Below are 16,438 nucleotides of genomic sequence, written 5' to 3'. Positions count from 1 at the left end.
CGCCTAGTGCAGCACCAGCATATCGCTCGACGAGAACGAAATCTCGGCCTTTTCGCCGACAGCGGGCGGTGGTGTGGCCGGGCTGTTGAACGTATCGAGCGACACGGTGTTGCCGCCGATGCCGACGCGAACCCGGATCACAGAGCCGAGAAAATGCACTTCGGAGATCTCGCCGGAAAGGCTGGAGTCCCGACCGGGCTGAAGGCCCAGCGAAATCGCTTCCGGACGCAGGGCAAGCGACAGGGTGTCGCCGGACTTCGAGCCGTTGAGCTTACCCTTGAGCGAGACTTCCTGCGTGTCGACCTGAACCTTGCCGGATGCAGCGTCGGTGACTGTGCCTTCGAGCACGTTCAGCGTACCGACGAAATTGGCGACGAACTTGGTTGCCGGACGGTTGTAGATCTCGAACGGCGTGCCGACCTGTTCAGCCTTGCCGCCATACATGACGGCGATGCGGTCCGAGATCGACAGCGCCTCTTCCTGGTCATGCGTGACGAAAATCGTGGTGATGCCGAGCTTCTTCTGGATCGAGCGGATTTCCTCGCGCAGCGACACGCGCACCTTGGCGTCGAGCGCCGAAAGGGGTTCGTCGAGCAGGAGCAGCTTCGGCTTCGGCGCGATAGCGCGGGCCAGCGCTATGCGCTGCTGCTGGCCGCCCGAGAGCTGGTAGGGATAGCGATCCGCCATCTGCGGCAGTTTGATGATGCCGAGCATCTCGGCGACTCGGGCATCGATGTCCGCCCTAGGCATGCCGGCAACCTTCAGGCCGAAGCCTATGTTCTGTGCCACCGTCAGGTTCGGGAACAGCGCGTAGGCCTGGAACACCATGCCGACATTGCGCTGGTTGGGCTTCAGCCTCGTGATGTCCTTGCCACCAACCACGATCTTGCCGGCAGTCGGCTCCTCAAAGCCGGCGACCATGCGCAGCACGGTGGTCTTGCCGCAGCCGGACGGACCGAGGAACGAGACGAATTCGCCACGCTCAACGTCGAGATTGAAATCCTCCACCACCGTGGTGGCACCGAAGGATTTTCGCACGTGCTGGATGGAGAGGAACGGGTCGGCCATGGTGTTGCTCTTTCGATCAGTACTTTTCGATCAATTGGGGCGGTTCGCCGATCTCGGCGCGAAGCGGGACAGGATCTGGATCAGCGACATGCAGCCCCAGGTGATGGCAAAGGCGATGATGGCAAGGGCTGCCGGCTCATAGGCGCGGTTGGCGCCGATGTTCTGTAGATACGGGCCGAAAGCGGGCCGGTTGAGCAGGCTGGCCATGGTGAACTCGCCAATGACGATCGCGAAGGTCAGGAACGCACCCGACAACACCGCGATCAGCACATTGGGCAGGATAACGCGCGTAATGATCGTCGACCAGCCGGCGCCAAGGATCTGCGCCGCCTCCGTCAGCGTTCGCACATCGATGGTTCTGAGCCCGGTGTCGACCGCACGGTACATATAGGGCAGCGACAGCGTCGCATAACCGATAACCAGCAGGGCGTTCGTACCGGTATCGCTGGCCAGGAATGGCAGCGGCGAGTTCGATCCGTACATCCTGATATAGCCGAACACGATGACTATGGCCGGAATGACCAGCGGCAACAGCGTGATGAACTCGACGAGCGGCCGCAGCTGCGGCAGGCGCAGCCGGATCCAGTAGGCGGCCGGCACCACGATCAGCACGCCGAGGATGATGGTGAAGACCGCGGCAAGCACCGAATACCCGAAGGTCGCCTGGAAGCGAGGATCGCCCAACACCACCTTGTAGGCGTCAAAGGAGTACGCGCCACGCCGCATGCGCATGGAAAACTCCACCGTCGCGATCAGCGGGATGAAGAAATAGGCCGCGCCCAGCGCGAAGACGACCCAGGCCCAGAACTTTCCCGACTTCATTTGAGCCACCTCTCGGAACGGGTCCGGAACCAGATATAGAAGACATTGGCTAGGCCGGTGATGAAGATCATGCCGAAGGCGATCGCGTACCCAAGATGGGCATTATGCAGCACGTCGCCGCGAATCTGCGCATAGAGCAGGATCGGCACGATGTTGAGCGATGAGCCTGTCAGCGCATAGGCGGTGGCGATGGCGCCGAAGGCGTTGGCGAACAGCAGGATGACGGTGCCAAGGAAACTTGGCCAGATCACCGGAATGACCACCATGCGCCAGTACTGCGCCATGGTTGCACCGAGGGTCGCGGCGGCCTCGCCCCATTCCTTCTTCAAGCCGTCGATGGCCGGCACGATGATCACCACCATCAGCGGGATCTGGAAGTAGACATAGGTTAGCGTCAGCCCCCAGAACGACAGGATGTTGAAGCCGTGAGCGTAAATATTGAGGCCAAACAAGGTGTTCAGGATCACCGTGGCAAGGCCCAGCCGGCCGAGTGTGGCGATAAAGGCGAAGGCCAGCGGCACACCGGCGAAATTGGAAGCGACCCCGGAGAAGGTCAACGTCGCGGAGCGTATCCATTCCGGCAGACCGCCGCGCACGATGGCGATGGCGATGGCGAGACCGGCGAAGGCACCAATCAACGATGAGGCAAGGCTGACCTTGATCGAGATCCAGTAGGCGGCAACGATCGACGGCTGCGCCAGTGCTGCGATATTTTCGAAGGTGAACTCACCCGCATCGTTCTGGAAAGCGCCCAGCATCAGATAGAGCGTGGGCAGGATCAGGAACATGATGGCGAAGATGAAGAAGGGGGCAACGCCGAGCCATTGCGTCGGCAGCCTCATGCTGCGTGCCTCGGCGGGAGGCGCGGTCTTCCCGGCAACAGCGTGGTCTGACATTGGGATATCGGTCATGCGCCGGCTACCGTCTTTGAGAAAAGGGCCGGGCGGCCTCGAGGCCGCCCGGCATTGTACGAGTTACTTGACGTTGGCGCCGACGACGGCATCCCAGTTCTTGGTGATGGCTTCCTTGGACTTGGCCTGCTCGTCCAGCGTCGGGAACACCGCCGCGGCATAGGATTCAGCCGGCGGCAGCTTGGCCAGCACGTCCGCGGGGATCTTGCCGTTCTTGGCAAGGTCGTTGAAGCGGATCGGGTGGCAATAGCCCTTCAGCCAGCCGATCTGGCCTTCGTCGGAGTAGAGGTATTCCAGCCACAGCTTGGCAGCGTTCGGATGCGGCGCGTAAGCGCTGATCGCCTGCACGTAGACACCGGCGACGACACCGGTCTTCGGCACAACGACGTCGACGGGCGGGTTGCCCTTCAGCGTGTCACGGCCGGCGAGCGCGTTGTAGTCCCAGGTGATCAGGATCGGAGTCTGGCCCTGGGCCAGCGTCGCGGCTTTACCGATGACCGGGACGAAATTGCCGGCGGCGTTGAGCTTCTTGAAGAAGTCGAGGCCAGCGGTGCCGGCGGCTTCACCAGCAGCGGCGCCCGACGACAGGCCAGCAGCATAGACGCCCTGGATAGCCTGGTTCGACGCGCGCGGATCGCCGGCGAGTGCGACCGTGTTGGCGAATTCCGGCTTCAGCAGATCGGCCCAGTCAGCCGGAGCTTCCTTGACGATGTCCTTGTTCACCTGGAAGGACAGCACGCCGTAATAGTCGCCGGTCCAGTAGCCTTCAGCATCCTTGGCGCTATCGGGGATCGAGTCCCAGGTCGACACCTTGTACGGCTGGATCAGACCATCCTTCTTGGCGGACGGGCCGAAGGACAGGCCGACGTCGATGACGTCAGGCGCCTGCGGACCCTTGTTGTCCTTGTTCGCCTTGATTGCCTCGACCTCGTCGCCGGAGCCGGCATCGGGGTTGAGCTCGTTGACAGTGATTTCGGGATACTTCGCCTTGAAGCCGGCGATGACGTCACCGTAGCCGCACCAGTCATGTGGCAAGGCGATGGTGGTGAGCTGGCCTTCAGCCTTAGCGGCCTTGACGAGATCGTCCAGCGAAGCCGCGGACGAAATCACCGACGACGCCATAAGGGTCGCGGCCGTAAGGGAAAGCACTTTCCCCGTGAATTTGAACATGTGTTCTCTCCGTTGAACTGACGCCGTTGGACGCCTGCGATCCGGTATCGTTTTCATGTGACAGCCAGATGAAAGCTTTGTGAAACCGGCTGCTCGCAGCGCGAAAATCTAACTCTTTTTAACCGGCTGTAGCAATTAGCCATCACTTATTTTTCCGGCTAATTACTTTCCGCCATGTATTTCATCCTTTCCCCCTTGGCTTGCCCTGATTTTCCAGATCAATTTCAACAAGAAAGCCGTCTCAGACGGTGCCGGCGATGGCGTTTTCCAGCAAGGTCAGGGCCGCCTTCTTGGTCAGCTTGACCGGGTTGCCGCCGGCGGTCGGATCGACCACCGCCATATCGGCGATGAGCCCCTTGCGCTTCTTGTCCATGTCGAGCCCCTTGATCAGGCCCGGCAGTGCATGCGGCACCTTGAGTTCCTTGCGCAGTTTGATGATCGCCTTGGCGAAGCCGTCGAAGCCGCCCTTGATGCCGCAATAGGCGGCAAGCCGGCCGATGCGCTCCTCGATGGAGTTCCGGTTGAAGGCCAGCACATAAGGCATGAACACCGCATTGGTCATGCCGTGATGGGTGTCGTACAGCGCGCCGACCGGATGCGACAATGAGTGGATGGCGCCCAGCCCCTTCTGGAAGGCGGTGGCACCCATCGCGGCGGCGCTCATCATATGGGCGCGCGCGACGAGATCCTTGCCGTTGGCATAGGCCTTCGGCAGGTTCTCGAAGACCAGCCGGACGCCTTCGACGGCGATGCCGTCGGCCATCGGATGGTAACCCGGTGCGCAATAGGCCTCGAGGCAGTGGGCAAGCGCATCCATGCCGGTGCCGGCGGTGATGAAGCCGGGCATCCCGACCGACAGTTCCGGATCGGCAATGACGATGGCCGGCAGCAATTTGGGGTGGAAGATGACCTTCTTGGTGTGCGTCGCTTCATTGGTGATGACGCCGGCGCGGCCAACTTCCGATCCGGTGCCGGCCGTGGTCGGCACCGCGATGATCGGCGCGATTGCGTCGGAATTGGCACGCGTCCACCAGTCGTCGACATCCTCGAAGTCCCACACCGGCCGCGTCTGGCCGGCCTGGAAGGCGATCAGCTTGCCGAGATCGAGCGCCGAGCCGCCGCCGAAGGCGATGACACCGTCATGCTTGCCTTTCTTGAGCACCGCGATGCCGGCGGTCAGATTGGACTCGACCGGGTTCGGCCTCACTTCGGAGAAGACGCCGTAGGGGACCTTGGCATCGTCGAGGATCTTCAGGGTCGAGGCAACGACCGGCAGTTTCGCCAGGCCGGGATCGGTGACGAACAGCGGCCGCTTGATGCCGGTAGCCGCCAACACCTCAGGCAGTTCCTTGATGCGTCCGGCGCCGAAGCGAACGGTGGTGGGGTAGTTCCATTTGGAGATGAGCTTGGACATTTTTTGTCTTTCGAAAATCAGATGGCTTCGCGCAGGTGGAACGACTTCGGCCTGGTCAGGTTGTCGTAGCCGATGGCCGACAGGGCAGCACCCTTGCCGGTGTCCTTGACGCCGGTCCAGACCAGGGCCGGATCGAGGTAGTCGCAGCGGTTCATGAACACCGTGCCGGTCTCGACGCGGTTGCCGATCGCCACGGCATGCTCTGTATCGCGGGTCCAGATCGAAGCGGTCAGCCCGTAAGGGCTGTCGTTCATCAGCGCGATCGCCTCTTCATCGTTGCGCACCTTCATGATGCCGACGATCGGCCCAAAACTCTCCTCGCGCATGACGCTCATCTGATGGTCGACTTGCGTCAGCACTTCCGGCGCCAGATAGGGCGAGCCGGGCTTGTCGTTGGCCACCTTCATGTTGATGTGCGCCACCGCGCCCTTGCGCAGCGCCTCGGCCTTCTGCTCGCGGATCAGGTCGGCGAAACGCGCCTGCGCCATCGGGCCCATCGTCGTTGCCTGGTCGAGCGGATTGCCGACGACGTAATTCTTGGTCTCGGCGATGACGCCCTCGACGAACTCGTCATAGACCTTTTCGTGCACATAGACGCGCTCGATGCCGCAGCAGCACTGGCCGGAATTGTAGAAGGCGCCGTCGACCAGATTGGCGACCGCATGATCCATCTTGGCATCAGGCAACACATAGGCCGGATCCTTGCCGCCAAGCTCGAGGCCGAGCGTCATGAAGGTACCTGCCGCCGCCTTTTCGATGGCGCGGCCGCCGCCGACCGACCCTGTGAAATTGACGTGGTCGATCTTGCCCGAACCGAGCAGCTTCTCGGTCTGCGCATGGTTGAGCACGACATTCTGGAACACGCCCTTGGGCAGGCCGACCTTGTCGAAAGCCTGTTGAAAGCGCTCACCGACCAGCAGCGTCTGCGCCGCATGCTTGAGGATGACGGCGTTGCCGGCCATCAGCGCCGGCACGATGGTGTTGACCGCGGTGAGATAGGGATAGTTCCACGGCGCGATCACCATGACCACGCCGAGCGGGTCCTTTTTCACATAGCGCCTGAAGCCGTCCTTCGGGTTGGAAGCCGGCACCGCCTTGAGCGCCGCCTCGGCGATCTCGACCATGTAGTTGGTGCGTTCCTTGACGCCACCGAACTCGCCGCCATAGCGCACCGGGCGCCCCATCTGCCAGGCGATCTCCGGCACGATCTCGTCGGTCATCGCGACCAGCGCTTCCAGCATCGCCAGCATGTACTTGCCGCGCTCGACGATCGGCGTCTCGGCCCATTTCTCTTGCGCCGCCTTGGCGCGCTCGACCGCGGCATTGATCGCCTGGTCCGTTGCCACGGGCCGCTCGGCATAGATCGAGCCATCGATGGGGGATTTGAGTTTGACCGTCTCGGTCATTTTGTAAGTCCTCGCATTCTACAACAAAATCTTGTGGCGTGGCGCTGCCCTCATCCGCCTGCCCGGCAGTCTCCCGCGTATAGTGACCGGGAGAAGGGAAGTGCTCTCCGGTCGCCCTGCCCGCGATTCACGGGAGGGGTAGGGCGAGAGGCGCGCCAACGTTCGCCGGCCAGTTTAATACCGCTCGAACCCTCTGTGCAGTTCCCAATCAGTTATGCGGCGGTCGTATTCAAACTGCTCCCACTTTGCGGTGTGGACATAGTGTTCGAGCACATCCTCGCCGAGCGCCTGCTTGAGCATCTTCGACTTCGCCAGCGTCTCGGTGGCGTCGCGCAGCGTCTTCGGGATCTCCGGCAAACGCGACGCTTGATAGGCATCGCCGACGAATGGCTTCTGCAGTTCCAGCTTCTCGTCGATGCCGGCAAGGCCGGCGGCGATCAGCGCCGCAAAGGCGAGATAGGGGTTGAGGTCGGCGCCGCCGATGCGGCATTCCATGCGGATGCCCTTGGTGCCCTCGCCGCACAGGCGGAAGCCGGCGGTGCGGTTGTCCTCGCTCCACATGATCTTGGTCGGCGCGAAGGTGCCGGCCTGGAAGCGCTTGTAGGAGTTGATGTAGGGCGCCAGGAACCAGGTGAATTCCTTGGCGTATTTCAGCTGTCCCGCCGCCCATTGTTGGCCAAGCGTCGACAGCGTCCAGTCGGCCTTCTTGTCGAAGAACAGCGGCGTCTTGCCGTCGGTGCTCCACAGCGAATTGTGGATATGGCTGGAATTGCCGGCCAGCCCGTAATTGTACTTGGACATGAAGGAAATCGCCTTGCCTTCGGACTCGGCAATCTCCTTGGCACCGTTCTTCAGGATGACGTGGCGGTCCGCCATGTCGAGCGCTTCGGCATAGCGCACATTGATCTCTTCCTGGCCTGGGCCCCACTCGCCCTTGGAATTCTCGATCGGGATGCCGGCCGCTTCCATCTCGTTGCGAAGCCGGCGCATGACGCCTTCTTCCTTGGTGGTGATGCCGATCTGGTAGTCGCCGATGTAAGGCGAAGCGGTATCGAGACCCTGCCAGTGTTTCTTGCGGGCGGAATCGTAGGTCTCGTTGAACAGATAGAATTCGAGCTCGGAAGCGAAATAGCCGATATAGCCGCGCTCCGTCAGCCGCTTGACCTGTTTCTTCAGGATGGCGCGTGGCGAATGTGGCAGGTCGTCATGCGTGTGGTGGTCGAGCACGTCGCAGATCACCAGCGCCGTCTTTTCCAGCCACGGAATGCGCCGCAGCGTCGCCAGATCCGGCTTCATGACGAAATCGCCATAGCCCTTCGACCAGCTCGCCGCCTTGTAGCCGGGCACCGGCTCCATATCGATGTCGGCGGCCAGGAGATAGTTGCAGCCGTGCGTCTCGTCATGCGCGGAATCGACGAAATACTGCGCCAGGAACCGCTTTCCCGCCAGCCGCCCCTGCATGTCGACGATGCAGGCGAGCACCGTGTCGATCTCGCCGCTGGAGACCGCTTTCTTCAACTGATCGAACGAGAAATTTCCGGCCATTCCTTTGGCACTCCAGCGCTTTTTGATTGTGGGGGCAAACGAAACCATGGCCGGCAAAACGCCGGCCATGGCCAGGATGGTTGAAATCAGTGGCCGGTTTCGCCGACCGCCAGCTCAGCGGCCGCGATGGCAGCCTTGCGCTGGGCGATCTGATCGCCGATCGGCGGGCCCTGGAAGCGGCGGTTTTCGAAACCGAACCAGAGCACGGCGGTCAGCACGATGAAGCCAATGGTGATGTAAAGCACCTTGTCGTTCGGCGGCTGGATGGCGATGTAGAAGATGATCGCCATGCCGACAATCGACAGCGCGCAAAACAGTTTGAACACACCGGCGCCGAGATTCCACGGACCAGCCGTTGGCCATTTGGCGGTGCCGAACGTGATCATGCCGAGGGCGATCGGGATCGTGAAGGACAAGAACAGGAACACCAGCGTCGAATTGACGACGATGGTGTAGATGTTGGTGCCGCCAATCGAGATGAACTGGGCAAGAAAGACGTAGATGATCTCGAGGATCGCAGCCGTCCAGATCGCGTTGACCGGTGTGCGCCAGGTCGGGCTGACCTTGGCGAGCGAGGCCGAACCGACCGGCATGCCACCATCGCGAGAGAAGGCAAACAGCATGCGCGATGCCGAGGTCACCGTGGCGAGGCCGCAGAGGAACTGCGAGATCAGGATCGCAAAATAGAGCAGCTCCTTGAGCCATACGGGCAGGATTGTGTCCATCGTCGAGAAGAACACGGTCCAGCCCTGCTTGGCGCCGGCAGCCAGATCCGGGATGGCTAGGGTGATCGCGCAGACCATCGCCCAGCCGATCAGCGACGACCACAAAACAGACGAAACGATCGCCCTCGGAACGGAGTGGGCTGCCTTCAGGGTTTCTTCCGACGTATGCGCCGACGCGTCATAGCCGGTGATGGTGTAGACCGGCAGCAGCAGGCAGAGCAGGAACAGGTAGCTCATGGAATCGGACTGCGGAAAAACGCCGCCGCCCGCGTCACCCGAATAATTGGTGAACGTCCACAGCCGCGTAACGTCGATCGCCGGCGCAAATACCAGGCAGGCCACGATCAGGACGGCTGTTGCTCCGAGGATCAGGAAGCCGGATGCGTCCGTCAGCATTGCGGTCAGTTTAATGCCGAAATGATTGAACAGCGCCTGCAGCACGGTGATGAAGGCGACGAACCCGACGATTTCGCCCGGCGTCCCGGTAATGCCGAAAGCCCCGCCGAAAGTACCGACGAAGAAGAAAGCCGTACCGATGTTGATGGCGCCGAGCACGGTGATCAAGCCAAGCAGGTTGAGCCAGGCCGTCAGCCAGCCGGTGAAGCGGTTGCCGAGGATCGAAGACCAATGATAGAGGCCGCCGGCAGTTGGGAATGCCGAGGCGATCTGGGCCATGGCAAGGGCGAAGAAGCCCGAAACGCAGCAGCCGACGATCCAGCCGATGCCGGCGCCCGCGCCGCCGATCGACGATGTCGCCTGCGCGAAGGAGTTGATGCCGCCCGAAAGGATGCAGATGATCGAAAATGAAATCGCGAAATTCGAGAAGCGGCTCATGCTTCGCGACAGTTCCTGGGCATAGCCCATGCCGTGGAGAACCTTCAGATCCTCCTTCTTGTCAACGTCTGTATAACCCGGTGCTGCCATTTTGGTTTCCCCTGTTGGTTCTTAGCTGGCCGATTGAACTGACTTTCCGACTGAACGCGATCTGGTGTGTCCGGCCTCCTCTGGCTCCAGATCCGAAAAAATGCCCGTGAGCAGATCCGCCCATTTCCGCTGCCCGGTCTCGCCGGCGATTTCATCGTTGCGGATTTCGATCATCGCGCACGGCAGGCCGCGCGAACGTGCGTGGCGCTCCAGCGTGAAATAGACTCGGTCGGCCGGCGAATAGGGCTCGTTGACGCCGACGGTGACGCCGGCAAGCCGCTTCAGCGCCCCAATCAAAGGCGACGCCAGCCGGCGGTCCTCGTCGTGAATGATGCCGATATGCCAGGGCCGGTTGTGGCCTTTGTAGACCGGCGTGAAGGAATGCACGGAAACCAGACGGGTTTCCTGCCCGCGCGCCAGCCTGCCGTCGACAATCTCCTCGATGGCGGCATGAAACGGCTGCCACGACAGCGCTACACGGGCCGCGCGCTGCTTGTCCGACAGGCCGGCATTGCCGGGTATCGCCGTGGTCTCGCTGACCGGCGGCACCAGATCGGGCGCATCGAGCGGACGGTTGCAGTCGATGACGAGGCGCGAAATGCGGGTTTCGACCAGCGTCGCGTCAAGCGCCTCGGCCATGCGGCGGGCAACCGGCAGCGCACCGGGATCCCAGGCGATGTGACGGGACAGGTCCTCGGCGGCGAGGCCGAGCGTGCCGAATTCGGCCGGTAGGAAATTCGAGGCGTGATCGCAGGTCAGCACGAAAGGGCTCGATCCGCCGGGGTTGGTCACCCTCACGGTATCAGACGATGCAAGGCTGGCGGGCCGTGCTTGCTCCATAGTCTGCCGTCCCCGGGGAGCGCTGTATCGTATGTTACGTATTTTGTCTCATTGCGTCCCTATGGATGATTTCATACAGTTTACCCGGTTTTGTCAAATGCGATTTCGGAAAAGACAGTGGACAGGGCCGAAGCATTTTGCAGCCAGGTGGAATCACCTGACGTCGCAAGAATGCGGCCAAGACAAACAGACGGAGCCGGATGGGTTTAGCCATTTCGCTCCGGGGTGGGGAAAGATGATTTCCAGCATTGCCGAACTGATCGCCGACCGCGTCGGCACGATGCCGGCCAGTGAACGGCGCGCGGCCCAGACCCTGATCGCCAGCTATCCGATGATCGGCCTCAAGACGGTTGCCGAATTCTCGGCCGCGGCTGGCGTTTCTTCGCCGACGATCCTGCGCTTCGTTGCCCGGCTCGGCTTCCAGAATTACCCCGAATTCCAGTCGAGCCTGCAGGACGAACTGGCGGCGCAACTGCAATCGCCGGCCATAAGGACGCTCAACCCGCCCTCGCCCGGCGGCGGCACCGCGTCGCCGATGCTGGAAGCGACGCTCGACAATATGCGCGAGACGTTCAGGCATCTGTCCGACAAGCAGCTTGCCGACATCGCCGCCCGCCTTGCCGACCGACGCGGCAAGACCTTCCTGATCGGCGGCCGCTTCACCGATCCGCTGGCGCGTTACATGGCCGCCCACCTCGCCATCATCCAGCCCGAGGTCTTTCACCTCGCCGGCCAGGAAAGCATGTGGCGCGACCGGCTGATCGACATGGGCAAGCGCGACGTACTGGTGATCTTCGACATCAGACGCTACCAGGACAGCCTCCTCCGTTTCGCCGAGAAGGCACATCAGCGCGGCGTACAGATCGTGCTGTTCACCGACCAGTGGCTGTCGCCGATCGCCCGCTTTGCCCGCCACGTCATTGCCGGACGAACCGCGGTGCCGTCGGCATGGGACTCTTCGGCAGCCCTCTTCGTCGTCGCCGAAACACTGATCGGAGCCGTCACAAGGCAACTGGAAGCAGAAGGCGCCAAGCGCATCCGCGAGATGGAAGGTCTGCGTTAGACCGTCAACGTTACACAGATTTAATGTGCGCTGACACTGGCGAGTTGTCATAAAGGCGCGATATCGGGGCGTCTTCTTGCCTTAGAATAGCCTCGCTGCGTCTGCTTCCTTTCGGGAAACCGCCAATGCATGTCGCTCAAAAGTGGCCCCGGTTTTGAGATAACGACATGCATAAACAAAAGACCTAAAGCGCGTCACATGAATCCGTTTCGACGCGACGCGCTGATCGTTTTGCCCAACCGGAGTGCCGATGGCCGCCTGGAAACAGATACTTTTCGTGCTTGTGGTGCTGGTCGTGGCGGCAGCCGCCTGGCTGCGCTTTTTTCCGGGCGCACCCGAGGTGCTGGCACGCTGGGGGATAGACTGGGTTTACGCGGCAACGCCCCCGGCTGAAACCGGGGCCGCCAACGCCAAGCAGGCAAACGGCGGCAATGGCGGCAACCGGCGGGTGAACGTGGTCGCCCTGGCCGCCACTACGGCGACCATCAACGACCGCCTGCAGGCGATCGGCACCGGTCGTGCCAATGCCTCGGTGACCGTCAATCCCTACAGCTCCGGCCGCCTTGCCGAACTGCTGGTCGAATCCGGCAGCCATGTCGACAAGGGACAGATCATCGCCACCCTCGATTCCGAGACCGAGGTGATCGCGCAGGATCGTGCCAAGCTCGTTTTACAGGACTCGCAGAACAAGCTCGACCGGGTGAAATCGCTGCGGGCTTCCAACGCAGCGACACCGGTCGCCGTCGCCGATGCCGAAGTGGTGCTGGCGGTCGCCAAACTGGTACTTCGCGATGCCGAACTTGCCCTGCAGCGCCGCTCCATCATCGCACCGATCGCCGGAACCGTCGGCATCCTTCCGATCGCCGCTGGCAATTATGTGACCAACCAGTCGGCGATCGCCACGCTCGACGACCGCTCCAGTATCCTTGTCGATTTCCTCGTGCCCGAACGCTTCGCCGCCGCCGTCAAGGTCGGCGCGCAATTGACGGCGACGCCGATTGCCAATCCCAGCAAAGCCTACACCGGCACCGTTTCGGCCATCGACAACCACATCGATGAAAAGAGCCGCACTTTGCTGGTCAAGGCCAAGATCGCCAACCCAGCCGATTCGCTGCGTGCCGGCATGTCGTTCGGCATCACCATGAAGTTCGCCGGCGAGACCTATCCGGCCGTCAGCCCACTGGCGATCCTCTGGGGATCGGACGGCGCCTATGTCTGGCAGGTCGAGGACGGCAAGGCCAGGCGGGTCCCGGTGCGCATCATCCAGCGCAACACCGAGACCGTGCTGATCGACGCTGAGATCGACAGCGGCGACATGGTGGTGACCGAAGGCACCCAGAGCGTCAGTGAGGGCGGTGCTGTGCACATCGCCGGCGAAGAGCAGCGCGCCGCGGACGCTGCTCAAGGCTCATGACCAGCCCCGTCAACGCCGCAAGCGACACCGGCTTTACCGCCCTGTTCATCCGCAGGCCGGTGATGGCCTTCGTGCTGAACACACTGATCGCAGTCGCCGGCCTGGCTGCCTTCTATGGCGTCGAGATCCGCGAACTGCCTGACGTCGACCGCGCGGTCGTCACGGTCTCGACCGCCTTCGAAGGCGCCGCGGCCGAAACCGTCGACCGTGAACTGACCGACACCATCGAGGGCGCTGTCGCCCGCGTCTCCGGCGTCAAGTCGATCTCGTCGTCTTCCTCCTTCGGTTCGAGCCGCGTCACCATCGAGTTCAACGACGGCGTCGACCTCAACGTCGCCGCCTCGGACGTGCGCGATGCCGTCGGCCGTGTCGCCAACCTGATGCCGGACACGGCCGATCCACCGCGCATCGTCAAGGCCGACGCCAATTCCGACCCGGTGATGCGACTGGCGGTGACGTCGGACAATATGTCGATCCAGGACATGACGGTGGTGGTGCAGGACCAGATCGAGGACGAACTGGCCGCCGTGCCCGGCGTTGCCGACGTCCAGATCTATGGCTATCGCGACAAGATTTTCCGGATCGACGTCGACCAGAACAAGCTCGCCAGCCTCGGCTTCACCGTCGCCGACCTCAGGGCAGCACTTGCCTCTGTCGCTTTCGATTCACCGGCCGGTTCGATCACCACGACAGACCAGGACCTGATCGTCCGCACGACGGCTGACGTGACCACGCCCGAGGAGTTCGAAAATATCATCATCGGCGGCACGACGCGCATCCGCGACGTCGCCACCGTCACGCTGGGCCCCGATGTCGGCCAGACCACCCTGCGTTCGGACGGCAAGACCGGCATCGGCATCGGCATCATCCGCCAGGCGGAATCGAACACGCTGGACATCTCGACCGGCGTTCAGGCCGCCGTCGCCAAGCTGCAGGAGAACCTGCCCAAGGGCATGTCGATCAAGATCACCAGCGACGATGCGGTTTTCGTCAACGGCGCGGTGCACGAGGTCGAGATCGCACTCGGCCTGTCCGTGACCATGGTGCTGATCGTCATCTATGTGTTTCTGCTTGATTGGCGCGCAACGCTGATCCCGGGACTGTCGATGCCGGTGGCCATGATCGGCACCATCGCCGCCATCTATCTGGCCGGCTTCTCGGTCAACATCCTGACCCTGCTCGCTTTGGTGCTTGCGACGGGACTGGTCGTCGACGACGCCATCGTCGTGCTCGAAAACATCGTGCGACGACGCAATGAAGGCATGGGCCCGCGCGCCGCCGCCGTGCTCGGCGCTCAGGAAGTGTTCTTCGCCGTCATTGCCACGACGCTGACGCTGGTCGCCGTCTTCGTGCCGATCTCGTTCTTGCCCGGCCAGACCGGTGGCCTTTTCCGCGAATTCGGCTTCGTGCTCGCCATGTCGGTGCTTTTGTCCTGCGTGGTGGCGCTGACGCTGTGCCCGATGCTCGCCTCGCGCATGCTGTCGAGCGCCTCGCTCCACCATGAAGGCGGCCACGGCATCGGCGCCCGCATCGGCGGCGCGCTGAATACAGCCTACAAGCGCGCCCTGCACGCTTGCCTCGACGCACCATGGATCGTGCTTCTGGTCGCGGTGCTGTTTGCCGGCACCGCCTTCGCGCTGTTCGGCACCATCCGCCAGGAACTGACGCCGACCGAGGACCGCGCCGCCGTGCTGTTGCGCATCAGCGCCCCGCAAGGTGTCAGCCTCGACTACACGACGCAGCAGATGCAGAAGATCGAGAAGCTGATCCAGCCGATGCGCGAGTCTGGCGAGATCCGCAGCACGTTCGAGAACGCCGGCCAGAACGGCTCCTACAACTCAGGCTTCATGGTGATGACGCTGGCGCCGTGGAACGAGCGCAGCCGCAGCCAGCAAGAGATCATGGCCGAGATCAGCCAGCTGACCAAACAAGTGCCGAGCGTGCGCATCTTCCCGGTGCAGCCCAACAGCCTCGGCATTCGCGGTGCCGGCAACGGGCTGCAGTTCGCCCTGGTCGGTAATAACCGCAAGGCGCTCGGCGACGCGGCGGTCAAGATCATCGCCGGGATGCAGAAGGACCCGCGTTTCCAGACACCGCGCCTGTCGATCGATCCGACGCAGCCGCAACTGGCCGTGGCCATCGACCGCGAGCGCGCCTCCGACCTCGGCATCGACATTACCGGGATGGCCAACACCTTGCAGGCCATGCTCGACGGCAACGACGTCGTCGACGTCTATATCGCCGACCGTAGCTACGGCGTGAAGCTGGTCTCGACCACCAACCCGATCAACGACCCGACCGACCTGGAGAACATCTTCCTGAAGACATCAGACGGCCGCTTCGTACCGATGTCGACCATTGCCACGCTGACCGAGCGTGCGGTGCCGCCGTCACTATCGCGCGAGCAGCAGCAGCCGTCGGTGGCGATCACCTCCAACCTCAACGGCGATTTCGCGCTCGGCGATGCGCTGAACCGCGCCGAGGAAATCGCCACGCCGCTGCTACCGGCGGGCAGCCGCATCCTGCCGCTGGCCGAGGCGGCAACGCTGGGCGAGACCAACGGCGGCATGGTGACCATCTTCGGCTTCGCGCTCGTCATCATCCTGCTGGTGCTGGCCGCCCAGTTCGAAAGCTTCGTCAGCGCCGTCATCATCATGGCCACGGTGCCGCTGGGTCTTGCTTGCGCCATCTTCGCGCTGCTGCTCTCGGGCACCAGCCTCAACGCCTACAGCCAGATCGGCCTGGTGCTGCTGGTCGGCGTCATGGCCAAGAACGGCATCCTGATCGTCGAATTCGCCAACCAGCTGCGCGATCGCGGGCTTGGCGTGCGCGAAGCGATCGAGCAGGCCTCGGTCATCCGCGTGCGGCCGGTGATGATGACGATGATCTGCACCGTGCTCGGCGGCTTGCCGCTGGTGCTGGCGAGCGGCGCCGGTGCCGAGGCGCGCGTGGCGCTCGGCTGGGTCATCGTCGGCGGACTGGGCCTTGCCACCGTCTCGACGCTGTTCCTGACGCCGGTCGCCTATCTCTTGCTGGGCCGCTTCGTCACGCCGAAGACCCATGAGGAAGCGCGGCTGAAGCGCGAGCTCGAGGAAGCCGCCTACACCAATGTTGAGCCGGCCGAATAGAGAGATCC

General features: G+C 62.6%; 12 protein-coding genes. 3 read left to right on the top strand and 9 right to left on the bottom strand.

Going from position 1 to position 16,438, the window contains the following annotated elements:
* Window positions 1-3: 3 nt before the first annotated feature.
* The 9 genes from AC1DZP_RS26600 to AC1DZP_RS26560 all read right to left on the bottom strand — a co-directional run bounded on the left by AC1DZP_RS26600 (window position 4) and on the right by AC1DZP_RS26560 (window position 10,825).
* Window positions 4-1,068 carry an ABC transporter ATP-binding protein gene (locus AC1DZP_RS26600; RefSeq protein WP_477306503.1) on the bottom strand — a complete coding sequence of 355 codons (1,065 nt, stop codon included), beginning with the start codon at window positions 1,066-1,068 and terminating at the stop codon, window positions 4-6.
* A 30-nt stretch (window positions 1,069-1,098) separates the two neighbouring features.
* Window positions 1,099-1,890 carry an ABC transporter permease gene (locus AC1DZP_RS26595; RefSeq protein WP_184876711.1) on the bottom strand — a complete coding sequence of 264 codons (792 nt, stop codon included), beginning with the start codon at window positions 1,888-1,890 and terminating at the stop codon, window positions 1,099-1,101.
* Window positions 1,887-2,801: an ABC transporter permease gene (locus tag AC1DZP_RS26590; protein ID WP_457152572.1), complete on the bottom strand. Its 915-nt coding sequence runs from the start codon at window positions 2,799-2,801 to the stop codon at window positions 1,887-1,889. The genes AC1DZP_RS26595 and AC1DZP_RS26590 overlap by 4 nt, the downstream gene beginning before the upstream one ends.
* 63 nt (window positions 2,802-2,864) lie before the next feature.
* The gene (locus AC1DZP_RS26585) at window positions 2,865-3,971 is read right to left on the bottom strand and encodes an ABC transporter substrate-binding protein (RefSeq protein ID WP_477227980.1); all 1,107 of its coding nucleotides are present in this window, start codon (window positions 3,969-3,971) and stop codon (window positions 2,865-2,867) included.
* A gap of 241 nt (window positions 3,972-4,212) precedes the next feature.
* Window positions 4,213-5,385, bottom strand: coding sequence for an iron-containing alcohol dehydrogenase (locus AC1DZP_RS26580; protein ID WP_477306501.1), 1,173 nt, complete (start codon window positions 5,383-5,385; stop codon window positions 4,213-4,215).
* Window positions 5,386-5,402: 17 nt separating this feature from the next.
* Complete coding sequence (locus tag AC1DZP_RS26575; protein ID WP_477306499.1) at window positions 5,403-6,791, bottom strand: aldehyde dehydrogenase family protein; 1,389 nt, start codon at window positions 6,789-6,791, stop codon at window positions 5,403-5,405.
* Between the two features lie 174 nt (window positions 6,792-6,965).
* Window positions 6,966-8,336, bottom strand: a complete 1,371-nt coding sequence (locus tag AC1DZP_RS26570; RefSeq protein WP_477306497.1) for a glutamine synthetase family protein — start codon at window positions 8,334-8,336, stop codon at window positions 6,966-6,968.
* Between the two features lie 86 nt (window positions 8,337-8,422).
* Complete coding sequence (locus AC1DZP_RS26565; RefSeq protein ID WP_477306495.1) at window positions 8,423-9,985, bottom strand: amino acid permease; 1,563 nt, start codon at window positions 9,983-9,985, stop codon at window positions 8,423-8,425.
* A gap of 21 nt (window positions 9,986-10,006) precedes the next feature.
* Window positions 10,007-10,825, bottom strand: a complete 819-nt coding sequence (locus tag AC1DZP_RS26560) for an N-formylglutamate amidohydrolase (RefSeq protein WP_477306493.1) — start codon at window positions 10,823-10,825, stop codon at window positions 10,007-10,009.
* A gap of 235 nt (window positions 10,826-11,060) precedes the next feature.
* Between AC1DZP_RS26560 and AC1DZP_RS26555 the strand changes: the two genes are divergently transcribed.
* The 3 genes from AC1DZP_RS26555 (at window position 11,061) to AC1DZP_RS26545 (ending at window position 16,430) form a co-directional block, all read left to right on the top strand.
* Entirely contained in the window at window positions 11,061-11,888 is an 828-nt protein-coding gene (locus AC1DZP_RS26555) for a MurR/RpiR family transcriptional regulator (RefSeq protein ID WP_457150364.1), read from the top strand.
* A 250-nt stretch (window positions 11,889-12,138) separates the two neighbouring features.
* Complete coding sequence (locus tag AC1DZP_RS26550; RefSeq protein WP_477306491.1) at window positions 12,139-13,302, top strand: efflux RND transporter periplasmic adaptor subunit; 1,164 nt, start codon at window positions 12,139-12,141, stop codon at window positions 13,300-13,302.
* On the top strand, window positions 13,299-16,430 hold the full coding sequence (locus AC1DZP_RS26545; protein WP_477306489.1) for an efflux RND transporter permease subunit: 3,132 nt from the start codon (window positions 13,299-13,301) through the stop codon (window positions 16,428-16,430). The genes AC1DZP_RS26550 and AC1DZP_RS26545 overlap by 4 nt, the downstream gene beginning before the upstream one ends.
* Window positions 16,431-16,438 lie beyond the last annotated feature (8 nt).

It is taken from the genome of Mesorhizobium sp. P2_F8 (assembly GCF_056403655.1).
The sequence above is the reverse complement of the archived record's forward strand: the minus strand, read 5'-3'. Positions and strand labels throughout refer to the sequence as shown.

Excerpts from the sequence above, each read along its gene's own strand:
- AC1DZP_RS26590 (WP_457152572.1), bottom strand. The coding sequence starts at position 2,801 with ATGACCGATATCCCAATGTCAGACCACGCTGTTGCCGGGAAGACCGCG.
- AC1DZP_RS26580 (WP_477306501.1), bottom strand. The coding sequence starts at position 5,385 with ATGTCCAAGCTCATCTCCAAATGGAACTACCCCACCACCGTTCGCTTC.
- AC1DZP_RS26545 (WP_477306489.1), top strand. The coding sequence starts at position 13,299 with ATGACCAGCCCCGTCAACGCCGCAAGCGACACCGGCTTTACCGCCCTG.
- AC1DZP_RS26600 (WP_477306503.1), bottom strand. The coding sequence starts at position 1,068 with ATGGCCGACCCGTTCCTCTCCATCCAGCACGTGCGAAAATCCTTCGGT.
- AC1DZP_RS26570 (WP_477306497.1), bottom strand. The coding sequence starts at position 8,336 with ATGGCCGGAAATTTCTCGTTCGATCAGTTGAAGAAAGCGGTCTCCAGC.
- AC1DZP_RS26560 (WP_477306493.1), bottom strand. The coding sequence starts at position 10,825 with ATGGAGCAAGCACGGCCCGCCAGCCTTGCATCGTCTGATACCGTGAGG.
- AC1DZP_RS26565 (WP_477306495.1), bottom strand. The coding sequence starts at position 9,985 with ATGGCAGCACCGGGTTATACAGACGTTGACAAGAAGGAGGATCTGAAG.
- AC1DZP_RS26575 (WP_477306499.1), bottom strand. The coding sequence starts at position 6,791 with ATGACCGAGACGGTCAAACTCAAATCCCCCATCGATGGCTCGATCTAT.
- AC1DZP_RS26550 (WP_477306491.1), top strand. The coding sequence starts at position 12,139 with ATGGCCGCCTGGAAACAGATACTTTTCGTGCTTGTGGTGCTGGTCGTG.
- AC1DZP_RS26555 (WP_457150364.1), top strand. The coding sequence starts at position 11,061 with ATGATTTCCAGCATTGCCGAACTGATCGCCGACCGCGTCGGCACGATG.
- AC1DZP_RS26595 (WP_184876711.1), bottom strand. The coding sequence starts at position 1,890 with ATGAAGTCGGGAAAGTTCTGGGCCTGGGTCGTCTTCGCGCTGGGCGCG.
- AC1DZP_RS26585 (WP_477227980.1), bottom strand. The coding sequence starts at position 3,971 with ATGTTCAAATTCACGGGGAAAGTGCTTTCCCTTACGGCCGCGACCCTT.